We start from the raw sequence: 12,330 nt of genomic DNA on the forward strand, positions 1-12,330 counted from the left end.
ATTCCCTGTGTAAAGCGCGCGTCATTGACTTTCCCTTGGTGGGATGAGGGCGCACAATGCCGGTTTCGCTGTCCAGGGTGAAGGGGCGCCGCCTCAGGTGCCGCCTCAGCCTCCATGGCCGCCGGCAGAGCTCCGGAGTAGAGTTCCTTGCAAGGTTGCCAACAGGCCTGCGCACCGGGGCAACCCCGGGCGCGGCGGGAAGCAGTGGATATGTCCGACGCCGGTTCTGACCCGATCAACTTCAGGGAGATTGATGCGCGGGGAAACCCTTCCCGCTTCGGCCGCGAGCACGCCGGCGGCGGACCCGGCGCCGGCAGCTACAGCCCAGGAAGGCGCCAATGGGGCGCGGCGGAGACCGATGCGGCGGGGCAAAGCAGGCTGAACCTCAACCCATTCATCGTCATCCTCTGGGCAGTCGCCGCAGGTCTGATCATGGCTGCCTTCGGGGCATTCACGATTGCCCAGGAAGTGCTTAACTCACCAGGATCAACAGAATCCACGCCAGTGGGCTACATGTGGATGACCTTCGCACCCTTCCTGCTGTTTGCCGGACTGCTGGGCATCATGGGCCTGCTGTTCTGGCATGCAGGCCAGTGGCGCCGCAATAGGGAAAACCAGTGGCGCCGCGGCCCGGAAGAGGAGCCCCCGCCGTTGTAGCGCGCAAGTTGTAGTGGTGCGCAGGCGCGAGGTGGGGCGGAATTGCTGGCTGGCCGGAACCTCACGGCCCGCCGGCCCTGCTCTGCTCGCTGGATTCCGCAGCCTCAGGCCCGGCGCCGGTCAGCCGCCGCAACCGGAGTTCATCCCTGACCTGGGCGTACCACGAGTGGGCGCCGAAGGCGGGGCTGGGGGTATCCAGATGACGGTAGAGGGCGTCGGCCAGTTCGGCGAGCGCCGGCTCCGACATGGCTGCGACTGTTTCTGCCGGGTCCACGGAATCGTCGAGGCAGCGGGCGAGTTCTTCCGCGCTCATCTGGCACTCCCCGCTTTGACCGGCACAGGGAAGTCCGCCCGGGTAAGGCAGCCACCGGTGTCGAGGGTGGCACGTCCGGGATCAAGGTCCACTCGGACAAGGGCACGCAGTTTGTGGTTCAAAGAATTCTCCCGGCGAAAGTCCGCAAGCCAACTGCATAGCCCAGACTGAGCCTACGGAAATGTCGCGGGGGTCACAAGCCTGTGCGCGGTTCAGGTCCCGAGGAGTTTGGGCGCTGCCTCCTCCGGCCAGTCGATGCACTGCGTATAGACTTCATGCTTGCGAAGGTACCGCGCGGTGAACGGGCAGTGCGGAATGATCCTCTTCCCCGCGGCCACGACGTCGTCCAGCGCGAAGTGCACGAGGACGTTGGCGAGCCCCTGGCCCTGGAACTCCTCGGCCGTTTCCGTGTGGATGAAGTCGACATGCCCGGGCTTGTCCATGAACCGGATATGCACCGCGAGCTTTCCCCCAACGTGCAGCTCGTAGCGGTGGAGTTTATCGTTCCGGAAGGTGCTGACATCCGGGGTGAATTGATCCTCGGTGGATACCGTGTTCTCCGTCATGGTTCGACATTGGCACTTAAAGACCGGACTGGCAATGCTTCTGCCGCACGCGGCGGCACCCTGCCCAGAAGCAGGACAGCAAGCGTGAAGCAGGCGGCACCGCCGCCCAGGAGGGCCAGAGTCACGCCGTTGAATGCGGCGTCGGCCACGGGGATAAAGACGACGACGGCGGCAGTCACCACAGCGGCACGGGGCCGCCCGCGGGAGTGGGCCGCCGCCGTCGGCCGTTCCTCCAGCCGCCCGAACATGGCGACGACGGGCAGCAGCAGCGCAATAACGCCAAGGAGCACCAGCGGCCGCGACCACCACCAGGCAGCGGTGGCGGACGCGGGCTTGGGAAAGTCGGTGAGCAGAAGCAGCCCGGCCATGGCGGCGAGCAGGGGCAGGTGCCAGAGATACACCGTCATGGCATGCCGGCCGACCACGGCCACCATCGTCCGGAACCAGGGGACAGCGGCGATCCGCCGCAGCGCCGGCCGGAAAAGCTCCAGGGTGGCGGCCTGGGAAATACCGAGCAGCAGCAGGCAGAAATTGGGTGGGTTCAGGTTCACCAGCATGTTGTCCCGGTACAGGCCCAGCCCCGTGAGGGTCAGCAGCAGCAGATTGCTGGCCGCGATCAGCCCCACGAGCCACGACCTGCTGCGGCGGGCGAGGAAACCGTCCGCCATGAAGAAGCCGAGCTGCTGCACGGCGCACCACAGGAAGAGCATGTTGACATAGGCGAGGAGCGGCATGGCACCGCGGAAGCAATCGACCGCAATGACGAGCGCAGTGAGTGCGCCCAGCGTCAGCCAGGGCGCACGCCGGTGGAGCCTGGCCAGGAGGGGGAGGTTCAGCTGCGCGGCGAGGTATGCGGCCAGGAACCAGAGCGGCATCCCGGCCCCGCTGGCCGACAGCTCCACCACCTGGGGATCGACGCCCAGCAGCAGCGCGGCCCAGAGGGCGGCGAACATCACCGCGAGCAGTGCCGATGCCGGCCGGATGAGGCGCAGCAGGCGCGTTTGGGCGAACTCATAGCCCGTGCCTCCGCGGGCCTGCATCCGGCGCCATGACTGCAGCCCGGTGATGCCGCCGGTCACGAAGAACAGCGGCATCACCATGAAGATCCAGATGATCAGCTCAAACCAGTCTTGTTCCGCCAGCGTGTTTTCGGTGGTGACCGTGCCGTCCGGGTGCAGCACGGGGCTCGCCATCATGCAGTGCCCCACCACCACGAGGGCGAGGCAGACGAACCGGGCCAGGTCGATGGCCAGGTCACGCTCCGGCGCGGCCGTGCCGCCGACGGACCCTGGCCGCTGCGATGAACCCTCCATGGCGCCCCTCACCAACGCGGAACTGGCGAACGTCGTTGTCACGTCCATTGTCCGTCGGAGCGGGACAGGGTGCCAGCAGCCGCAGCACCGTGCCTCCCCGCGGTGAGTCTTGCGCATCAGGCCTGACCGGACGTCTGCCGCAGCTCTGCCTTCCGGATTTTGCCGCTGGCCGTCGGCGGCATGTCGTTGACGAAGAGCACGGACCAGGCGTTCCAGTCGTGGTCGATGGCCCGCTGAACTTCAGCGTCGACGCTGGCCAGGAAAACATTCAACGTGCAGGTCAAAGCGAGCGCTCTCGGTTCAGGAAAACTGATGCATAAGCACAACAGAGTTGCATTAGTTGCAACCCCCGGTGCCATCGTGTTACATCTATCGCCCTGTAACCGCCGAACGGCGTAGACAGGTTTCCCTTGAGACGATCGGAAAACCCTTGACTGTGTTCCAACTCACCCCATATTCTGGTGCAACAGCGTTGCGTTCAATGCAACCCACAATTTTATTGGTGGACATATGAGTAACGAACAAAATCCAGCGGCAGCGGCAACCGTTCCGGACAAGATGCCGGGCGGAGCGCCGCACGCCGCTAACCCTGCGGTCAGCAAGGACACCCGGCGCAGAGTCGTCGCTGCCAGCTTTATCGGCAACTTCGTCGAGTGGTTCGACTACGCCGTGTATGGCTATCTGGCCGTGACGATTTCCGTGGTTTTCTTCCCCGAATCCGATCCCCAGACGGGGCTTCTGCTGACTTTCGCCCTCTTCGCAATATCGTTCCTGGTGCGCCCGCTCGGCGGCTTCGTCTGGGGCCACATCGGCGACAAGGTCGGCCGGCGGAACGCACTGTCCTTGTCAATCCTGATCATGTCCGGGGCGACGTTCTGCATCGCGCTGATCCCGGGATACGGCACCATCGGCATCTGGGCTCCGATCCTCCTGCTGCTCATCAGGGTCGTCCAGGGCTTCTCCGCCTCCGGTGAGTACGCCGGGGCGTCTGCCTTCCTGGTGGAGTACGCCCCCGCCAACAGGCGCGGCCTTTACGCCGCGGTCGTTCCCGCCAGCACCGCCGCTGGCCTGCTCCTCGGCTCCCTGTTCGCAGGCCTGCTGACGGCCCTGCTCAGTTCCGAGGCAATGCAAAGCTGGGGTTGGCGCCTGCCGTTCCTGCTGGCCGCCCCGATGGGACTGATCGGACGCTACATCCGGACCAAGCTCGAAGACACCCCGGTGTTCCGCGAACTGGCAGCCGAGGACGAGACCATCAAGGCACCGGTCAGCGCACTGTTCCGGAACCACTGGCGGCAGCTGCTGCAGGCCGTCGGAGCCGTGCTGCTCAACGCCGTCGGCTTTTACGTGATTCTCAGCTACATGCCCACCTACTTGTCCGCCGAGCTGGGCCTCGGCGAAACTGAATCCTTCCTGGCCACCACCATCGCCTTGGTAACGTACATCGGGTTCATCTTCCTGACCGGGATGCTCTCGGACCGCTTCGGCCGCAAGAAGGTGCTCATCTCCGCATCCGTTACCTTCATCCTGCTGACCGTACCTGCGTTCGCACTGTTGGGCACTGGGAACTTCCTGGTGATTGTCCTCGTCCAGATCCTGTTGGGCGCCATGCTGACGCTCAATGACGGCACGCTGCCGAGCTTCCTGGCGGAAATGTTCCCGACCCGGGTCCGCTACAGCGGCTTCGCGGTCAGCTTCAACCTCTCCAACGCCCTGTTCGGCGGCACGGCTCCGTTCATGGCCACCCTGCTGATTGCGGCCACTGTCAACGACCTGGCTCCGGCCTGGTACCTGGTCGGCGCAGCTGTCATCTCCCTGATCGCCGTCGCCCTCTCCCGCGAAACCGGCAAGGAACCGCTCCGCCACGAATAGTCCGGCGGACTCCGAAGTTTGCCATCTAATTAGCCGCACCAAAGAAAGGCATCACCACAATGACGACCACATCATCCGAGCACGCCACGTCCATCGCCGAACTGGAACGCCTGAAGGTCCTGCACAATGGCCAGAAGGAAATGCTGACTTTCTCCAACGCCGAGTTCGAACGCCGGCTCGCGGGCCTCCGCCGCATCATGGCAGAGAAGGAACTGGACGCCGTCGTCCTCACGAGCTACCACTCGATCAAGTACTACTCCGACTTCCTGTTCACCTACTTCGGCCGGTCCTACGCCATGGTGGTCACGAAGGACGACACCGTAACGGTCACGGCAAACATCGACGCCGGCATGCCCTGGCGCCGCAGCTACGGCGACAACATCGTCTACACCGACTGGCGCCGGGACAACTACATCCACGCGATCCAGGAAGTTCTCCGCACCCGCGGCATCAACGTCCGCCGGCTCGGCGTCGAGGACGACTCCCTGCCGCTGGACAACCGCAACAAGATCCAGGCGGCCTTCGGGTCGGCAACCCTGGTGGATGTGGCCCAGGCGGCGATGCGCCAACGCATGATCAAGTCCGCCGAGGAGATCGAGGTCATCAAGCACGGGGCGCGCATCGGCGACCTGGGCGGCGAAGCCATCCGCAACGCCATCACCGCCGGGATCACCGAGTACGAGGTGGCGCTGATCGGAACCGAAGCCATGGTTCACGAGATCGCCCGCACGTTCCCCGACTCGGAGATCCGGGACACCTGGGTCTGGTTCCAGTCCGGCATCAATACGGACGGTGCGCACAACTGGGCCACGACGCGGAAGATCCAGGAGCACGACATCCTGTCGCTGAACTGTTTCCCGATGACGTCCGGCTACTACACGGCACTGGAACGCACGCTGTTCTACGGCGAACCCGATGCCCGCTCCCTGGAACTGTGGAACATCAACGTGGAAGTCCACAAACGCGGCCTCGAACTGATCAAGCCAGGGGCTGTCTGCAAGGACATCGCCGCCGAGCTCAACGAGATCTACGTGGGCCACGGACTGCTGGCCAACCGCACTTTCGGTTACGGGCACTCCTTCGGCGTCCTCAGCCACTACTACGGCCGGGAAGCCGGGCTGGAGCTCCGCGAGGACATCGACACCGTGCTCGAACCCGGAATGGTGGTTTCCATGGAGCCGATGATCACCGTCCTCGACGGCCAGCCCGGAGCGGGCGGCTACCGCGAGCACGACATCCTGGTGGTCGGCGAGGACGGCGCGGAGAACATCACCAAGTTCCCGTTCGGACCCGAATACAACATCATCGGGGCCTGACACCCCTAAACGTGCTCTCCCCGGTCGCCCCACAACGGCACCTGTCCATCACATTATGGCCAGCCGCCGGGGAGAGCATGCCCACCCCCGTTGATACGAAGAAATGTAGTGAACACCATGACCCCCACTGTTTCTCCAGAGCCAGGCACCGGCGACGCCCGCGGCGCCTCGGTGATCGTCAACGCCATTGGAGTGCTTCGGTGCTTTTCCGAAGAACAACCCGTTCTGGGGGTAACCGAGATCGCCGCCCGCGTCGGGCTGCACAAGAGTACCGTTTCCCGCATCCTCGCAACTCTGGAAGCCGAAAACCTTGTCCAGCAGGATCCCGAGACCCGCCGTTACATGCTTGGCCTTGGCCTGATCGCGATCGCCGGGCCCCTGCTGGCGGACCTGGACGTGCGGCGCATCGCCCACCCCCTCTTGCTTGCCCTCACTGAACGCACCGGCGAAACCAGCGCCCTAATGCTTTGGGACCGCAATGAAGCCATTTGCGTGGAACAAATTCCCAGCCCTCACAAGGTCAAACACACCACGTCCCTGGGCACCCGATACTGCGACGCCCTGAGCGCCTCGGTGCAGGTCTTCCTGTCCAAAGAACCGCCCGAACGTATCCGCACCCTGCTCATCAGCGGAGCAATAGCACTCCCCGGCCTCGATGACAGGGCACTTCAGGATTACCTGCTGCGGCTCAAAGTTGCGGCAGACCGCGGCTACGCCGTCAACGACGGCGAAACGTCACTGGACGAAGCCGGCGCAGCGGCACCGGTATACGACCACCGGGGCCAGGTCGTGGCAGCCGTTCTAGCGGCTGCCCCACGCTTCCGCGTTTCCCCCGAGATCCTGGCCAACCTGGGCGAATCCTGCGCGGCCACCGCCCGCGGCGTAACCTCCCGTCTCGGAGCGACCAGAGAGAAAAGAGCGCTCACCGCCTGAGGACCCGCCGCAAGCTGGCGGACCGCCGCACGGTGCCCGAGCCGGGCCGAAACGGACCGGGCTGCTACCAGCACTCGGTCGGAATGTGCAGCAATCCGGTCCCGTCCGGTGCGGGACCGCGGTGCGGACATCGTGATGCAGCCCACGACCTCATTCCGGTAGTCCCGCACGACGGCGGAAATGCCGACTTCTTCAAAGGTTGTATGGCCGTCGTTCACGGCGTACCCCTGTTCCTTAACAATGGCAAGATGCTCCTGATAGTCGCCATTCGGGCCGGACTCGAGGGAATCGCTGACTGAAGGCACTGCTGCGCAAGACACTGTGGCACGCCGGGGCATGAACGGGCGGAGCACAAGGAAGGCCAGGATCATGCCTCGGTCCTGGCCTCTCCCCCGGCTCCCGGACGTCAGCGGGTCAGCATGGCCAGCGCTGACGTGGCGAAGTCCTTGGCGGACTCGTTCCAGCGGGCCAGCAGGCCCTGGAGGTTCTCGCCGTCCGCCCGGTGGGCGGCGGTCTGCGCCTCCAGTGTGGACAGAACACCGGTACGCAGCTCGGTATTGAAGTTGACCTTGCCCACGTTCATGGCCGGGGCCTTCGCCAGTTCCTCGGCGGGAATGCCGGATGCTCCGTGAAGTACCAGCGGGATGTGCGTGCGCACGGCGATGTCCTGCAGCACGTCCCAGCGCAGTTCAGGCCTGCCCTTGTATTTGCCATGGACGTTGCCCACCGCAACGGCAAGCAACTGTGCGCCCGTCCGGGCCACGAAGTCCTCCACTTGGGCTGAATCAGTGAGTCCGGCCGAATCGTTTCCGGCAGCGTTGTCGTCCGCGCCGGTACCGAAGGCGCGGTCTTCGTCTCCGGCGAGCCCGCCAAGTTCCGCTTCAATCACGACGCCGGCGCTCCCCCGGGCCTCGAGGGCGGCCCGCACGTCGCGGACGAGGGTGATGTTGCCCTCGTACGGCAGCGAGGACCCGTCGGCCAGCACGGAGTCGGCACCGGCGGCGACGGCGGCCGTAATGACCTCAAGGTCAGAGGCGTGGTCCAGCTGGACGGCAACGGGTACGGCGGCGGCATCTGCCAGCCCCCGAAGTGCGGTGATGAGCCTGAGGCCGTTGACAGTGGCGGCCGTCTTGGGTGCCACGAGCAGAATGACGCCGCGTCCGGCCTCTTCTGCGGCACTGACCACAGCGAGGGCCGTGGTGAAGTCGTAGCAGGTGAAGGCTGGGACGGCGGAGCTCTGCCGGAGGGCGGATCCGACAAGTTCATCGAGCTGCGCGCGCATTAGAGCGCCGCCCGTTCCATCGGATCATGTGTGGTCGGGGCGGCGTTCACGGTGGGTTTCTCCTTCAGGGCAACAGCTGCTGGCCCGCGGGCGCGGGTAGTTGGGTGGGCCGGCCGACGACGGCGGAGGGGGGAGCCGCCGTCGTCGGAGTTCCGTTAAGCGGCGGTCCGCTTGGTGGGGGCCACAACCTTGATCACGGCGGAGTCGTCCGCCGCGGCGAGGCCGTGGGCCTGGCCGAGGAGGTAGAGCTGCTCGGCAGCGGCGGCAACCGGGGTGGCCAGGCCCGCGGAACGGGTGGCCTTGCCCACGATTCCCATGTCCTTGACGAAGATGTCGAGGCGGCTCAGCACCTCGGCGCCGTCCTCGGTGTAGGCCTCGAGGATGCGCGGGCCGCGGTTGGAGAGCATGAAGGATCCGGCGGCACCGGCTTCGAGGGCGGCGAGCGTCTTCGCCTGGTCGAGGCCGAGGGCATCGGCAAGGGCCATGGCCTCGGCGGCGGCGGCGATGTGGATGCCGCACAGCAGCTGGTTCACGGTCTTCAGTGCCTGGCCGTCGCCGGGCTTGTCCCCCACAACAGTCAGGGTGGAGGCGAGCAGTTCCAGGACCGGCCGGGCGGACTCGAGCGCCCCCGGCTCGGCGCCAACTACGATCAGCAGGTCGCCTTCGCCGGCGCGCTTGGGGCCGCCGGACAGCGGCGCGTCAATAAGCGCCACGCCGTATTCGGCCAGCCGCGCGACGGTAGCCGGGATGGCCTCCGTTCCCACGGTGCTGGTGAGGATGACGACGGCGCCCTGTTTCAGGACACTTGCCACGCCGTTCTCGCCGAAGAGGACGTCATTGAGCTGTTCGCTGTTGCGGACGGCCAGCAGCAGGGCGTCCGTCTCCTCTGCGGCGGCGCGGGCGGAGGCAAAGGTGCGGACGCCGGCGTCCTCAGCGAGCCGAAGGCGCGGTTCGGCAATGTCGAAGCCGTGGACGGTGAGCTGGCTGGCGAGGCGCGTGGCCATGGGCAGGCCCATGGCGCCGAGGCCAAGGACGGTGACTTTGTAGTTCGAGGTCATAGTGTTCTCCATTGAAGTGTCTAGAGCTGTGTGGCTGCTGGAGCCAGTCGAAGTCACGGCCTTAGCCGCACGTGACGTTAGAAGGTGCTGCTGAGCTTGCGGGTGACCTGGGCCAGGGACTCGTCGTCGCCCACGTTGCCGGCGAACACGATGTAAGGAATGCCCTTGGCGGGGCCGTCCACCGGCTCCCACAGGCTGACAATGCCCGGCAGCATGGGACCGCGGACGATCGCGTGCCGGATTTCCAGGCCGTGGGCTGCCACATCCGAGGAGGTGATGCCGCCCTTGGCGATGACGAACCGCGGCGGGAATGTCTTGAGTGTCCGGTTCACCACTGCCACGACGGCTGCCGAGACGGTACGCGCGATCCGCAGACTCTCGGCGGGGTCGTCCGTCTTGATGAGCAGGCGGCTGGTGTGGACGATGACGTCACCGCTGCGGAGGGCCTCAACGACGGCGTCAACCGTTTGGTCCAGGTATGCGTCCCCGGCGTCACCCAGCAGCTTCTCGACGTCGATCTCCACAATGCGGGCGGCGCTGTGCTGATCCGTCAGCACCTTCAGCTGGCGCGTGGTGACGCCCACGTGCGAGCCGACGACGATCAGGCCGCCTGCCTCCGACGGGACGTTCCCGGCATAGGCCTCGTCACCGGTGAGCGCCGTCCGGATGTCTTGGCCGATGCGGGCACGGACGAATGGCGGGCCAACGCGGTAAAGGAGCTTCTTGCCCCGGCGTTCCGCTTCCTCCAGGCCGAGCGCGAGGGCGCGCAGGTCGTTCTCTGTGACGATATCCGCAACGATGGGAGTGGAGACGGTGGCGGGTTCGATCGCGTCGGCAATGGCCTTCGCGGAAACGTCCGCATCGCCCGTGGCGGCACCTGCCCGGATGATGTTCAGGTCCAGCACGATGACCGAGTCAGCGGCGAAGCGGCCCTGCGACTTCTCCTCGACATACTTGGCCATGTCCGAGTTGGCGAAGCCGAAGGTCGCATCTTTGGCGAATTCCGTCTCCGCTACCGGAGTGAGCCCGCCGGCGTCGTTTCCGGTGCCGCGCATGTAGTGGACGCCGCCGATGGTGACGCGTCCGGCATCGGGAAAGGCCGGGACAATGACGACGCCGTCAGTCGCCTCGCCGCTCTCGGCGGCCACGGTGGCGGCAATAACATCGGGTTCAAGCGGGAAGTGCCCGCGAAGTGTCGAGTCGCTGCGGCTGACGAAGCTGAGGCGGATTTCCCCCTCACCGTTCCGGGCGGCAGCGAGGGCGTTGCGGACGATTTCCTCATTGCGCGCAGCTGCTTCTGCCGGGTCCAGGCTCCGCGTGTTGGTCAGCACATAGACGGCAGCCTTACCTTGATGAAGAGCCCAGGTGAAGTCCTCGACTGCCCAGCGGGTGAGCACGGGCAGATCAGAGACTGACTGCGTTCCGGTGGGGTCGTCGTCGAGGACCACCAGGACACGAGGCGCCGTTGCGGCCGAAGCCGCGACCGCGCTGGCCACCTGCTGTGCCGGGATCTCAAGTTCCGCCGGGTAGGCGGCCAGGACGTCTGCTTCAAGGGGCACTGTGCACTCCGTTGTGTTCGAAACTATCTTGCGAATCAGCTTTATCAGATGTCAGACATCTGTCGTTTGAATGCTAGTGTGGCATATAGCACAGCACGCACGCAAGTAGACTTGTCAGACATATAAATCAGAAGCGCTGATTGGGGAAAATGGCACGGAAATCTCTGGTGGGCGTCGTAGCCGACGAACTCCTTGACCGCATAATTGCCGGCGAATTTCCGCCGGGCGCCAGCGTGCCTGGCGAGCTGGAACTCAGCGCTCGACACGAGGTCAGCCGGATGACGGTCCGCGAGGCGATGAAGACGCTCGAGGCGCAACGCATCCTTAGCGTAGAGCGCGGCCGCGGCACGTTTGTGAACCCTCTGAACCGCTGGTCGTCACTGGAGGCGGTGCTTCGCGCAGCGTCGGAGGGACAGAATGGTCCAGCTGCGGCTATCCAGCTCATTGAACTCCGCAGAATGCTGGAAACGGGCGCCTGTGAACTTGCGGCTCAGCGCATCACCGATGCCGAGCTCGAGGACCTCCGCGCCCGAGTGGAGGAGATGCGGGAAGCCCATCAGGCCGATGACCTGCCCCGATTCGTTGCCGCAGACCTCGCGTTCCACGACCAGATTTTGCAGGCTTCGGAGAACGTCTTCGTGGCCGTTCTCTTCGAACCGCTGCACCGCGTGCTGGAGAAGCGCCGCACTGAAACCTCGAAGGTTCCGGAGATTCAGGAGCATGCCATCGGGCACCACCAGAACATCTTCGAGGCCTTGGCTGCGCGCGATCCTCTGCGGGCGCGGGCTGCGATGGACGCCCATATGCAGCAGACCCTGGACGATCTCAGAAGCTACGTCCTGGAAGCCTGACCCCCGATAACCTAGTCCCGGGACCCTCCTTCCGATACTCTGCAGGAACGGCCAGCGGCCGGGTAACCGCAGACGATCACGAGGAGCGAAGTTGTCTAATCACACCTACAGCATTTCTGAAATTGTCGGAACCTCGACCGAAGGCGTGGACGCTGCCGTCCGCAACGGAATAGCCGAAGCGGCGAAGACCCTGCGGAACCTCGACTGGTTTGAGGTCAAGGAGATCCGTGGCCACCTCGACAACGGCCAGGTTGCCGACTGGCAGGTCACCATCAAGCTCGGCTTCCGGCTGGAGCGCTGACAGCGCCCCAGCCGTTGTTCAATCCGCCGGTCCGGGCTGACGCCTACCGGCTTTAGAATTCCTGATCCGCTGACCGGCGACGCCATACGGTGGGTGCTCCCTGGTATGCAGGGAGCACCTGGCCTTCAAAGAACGTGTGCAGGTCCTGCGGCGACTCCTCCGGGGACCATACGCCGGAGGCCGGGCAGTGGGTTCCTGTTGAAGCCGACGGCGCCTGTCGCGCCCTGAGCAATGCGATGCGTTTCATCGTTGAATCTCATCCTTGGTGGTCGAAGCAGTTCTCCTCCAAGGCTAGGAAGGCACGGGACGGGG

At 65.1% G+C, this 12,330-nt stretch carries 13 protein-coding genes and 1 pseudogene; 6 read left to right on the forward strand and 8 right to left on the reverse strand.

What is annotated here, in order from left to right:
- Positions 1–210 precede the first annotated feature (210 nt).
- Positions 211–657, forward strand: coding sequence for a hypothetical protein (locus AC5RUM_RS02075; RefSeq protein WP_494033374.1), 447 nt, complete (start codon positions 211–213; stop codon positions 655–657).
- Between the two features lie 61 nt (positions 658–718).
- Here the strand turns inward: AC5RUM_RS02075 and AC5RUM_RS02080 are convergent, their stop codons facing one another.
- The 4 genes from AC5RUM_RS02080 to AC5RUM_RS02095 form a co-directional block, all read right to left on the reverse strand.
- Positions 719–970 (reverse strand): hypothetical protein, encoded by a 252-nt coding sequence (locus AC5RUM_RS02080; protein ID WP_494033375.1) that lies wholly within the window; start codon positions 968–970, stop codon positions 719–721.
- A gap of 212 nt (positions 971–1,182) precedes the next feature.
- On the reverse strand, positions 1,183–1,536 hold the full coding sequence (locus tag AC5RUM_RS02085; protein WP_494033376.1) for a GNAT family N-acetyltransferase: 354 nt from the start codon (positions 1,534–1,536) through the stop codon (positions 1,183–1,185).
- Positions 1,533–2,849, reverse strand: a complete 1,317-nt coding sequence (locus AC5RUM_RS02090; RefSeq protein ID WP_494033866.1) for an acyltransferase family protein — start codon at positions 2,847–2,849, stop codon at positions 1,533–1,535. Before AC5RUM_RS02090 ends, AC5RUM_RS02085 begins: the two co-directional genes overlap by 4 nt.
- A 116-nt stretch (positions 2,850–2,965) precedes the next feature.
- Positions 2,966–3,133, reverse strand: coding sequence for a hypothetical protein (locus tag AC5RUM_RS02095; RefSeq protein ID WP_494033377.1), 168 nt, complete (start codon positions 3,131–3,133; stop codon positions 2,966–2,968).
- 226 nt (positions 3,134–3,359) lie between these two features.
- Here AC5RUM_RS02095 and AC5RUM_RS02100 point away from each other — a divergent pair, with 226 nt between their 5' ends.
- From AC5RUM_RS02100 to AC5RUM_RS02110, 3 genes are all read left to right on the forward strand, one after another.
- Positions 3,360–4,718 carry an MFS transporter gene (locus AC5RUM_RS02100; RefSeq protein WP_494033378.1) on the forward strand — a complete coding sequence of 453 codons (1,359 nt, stop codon included), beginning with the start codon at positions 3,360–3,362 and terminating at the stop codon, positions 4,716–4,718.
- A gap of 59 nt (positions 4,719–4,777) precedes the next feature.
- Entirely contained in the window at positions 4,778–6,034 is a 1,257-nt protein-coding gene (locus AC5RUM_RS02105) for an aminopeptidase P family protein (protein ID WP_494033379.1), read from the forward strand.
- A 117-nt stretch (positions 6,035–6,151) separates the two neighbouring features.
- Positions 6,152–6,967 (forward strand): IclR family transcriptional regulator, encoded by an 816-nt coding sequence (locus AC5RUM_RS02110; protein ID WP_494033380.1) that lies wholly within the window; start codon positions 6,152–6,154, stop codon positions 6,965–6,967.
- Positions 6,968–7,074: 107 nt separating this feature from the next.
- Here the strand turns inward: AC5RUM_RS02110 and AC5RUM_RS02115 are convergent.
- The 4 genes and pseudogenes from AC5RUM_RS02115 to AC5RUM_RS02130 form a co-directional block, all read right to left on the reverse strand.
- Positions 7,075–7,185: pseudogene (locus AC5RUM_RS02115) on the reverse strand (IclR family transcriptional regulator); the annotation flags it as partial.
- Between the two features lie 188 nt (positions 7,186–7,373).
- Positions 7,374–8,249, reverse strand: a complete 876-nt coding sequence (locus AC5RUM_RS02120; RefSeq protein ID WP_494033381.1) for a class II fructose-bisphosphate aldolase — start codon at positions 8,247–8,249, stop codon at positions 7,374–7,376.
- Positions 8,250–8,404: 155 nt separating this feature from the next.
- Complete coding sequence (locus tag AC5RUM_RS02125) at positions 8,405–9,307, reverse strand: NAD(P)-dependent oxidoreductase (RefSeq protein ID WP_494033382.1); 903 nt, start codon at positions 9,305–9,307, stop codon at positions 8,405–8,407.
- A gap of 77 nt (positions 9,308–9,384) precedes the next feature.
- The gene (locus AC5RUM_RS02130) at positions 9,385–10,866 is read right to left on the reverse strand and encodes a four-carbon acid sugar kinase family protein (RefSeq protein WP_494033383.1); all 1,482 of its coding nucleotides are present in this window, start codon (positions 10,864–10,866) and stop codon (positions 9,385–9,387) included.
- 149 nt (positions 10,867–11,015) lie between these two features.
- Here AC5RUM_RS02130 and AC5RUM_RS02135 point away from each other — a divergent pair, with 149 nt between their 5' ends.
- A complete protein-coding gene (locus tag AC5RUM_RS02135) occupies positions 11,016–11,717 on the forward strand; it encodes a FadR/GntR family transcriptional regulator (protein WP_494033384.1) in 702 nt (233 codons plus the stop codon).
- Positions 11,718–11,808: 91 nt separating this feature from the next.
- On the forward strand, positions 11,809–12,018 hold the full coding sequence (locus AC5RUM_RS02140; protein WP_078029066.1) for a dodecin: 210 nt from the start codon (positions 11,809–11,811) through the stop codon (positions 12,016–12,018).
- The last annotated feature ends 312 nt before the right edge of the window (positions 12,019–12,330 follow it).

This window comes from Arthrobacter sp. B2060 (assembly GCF_059090445.1).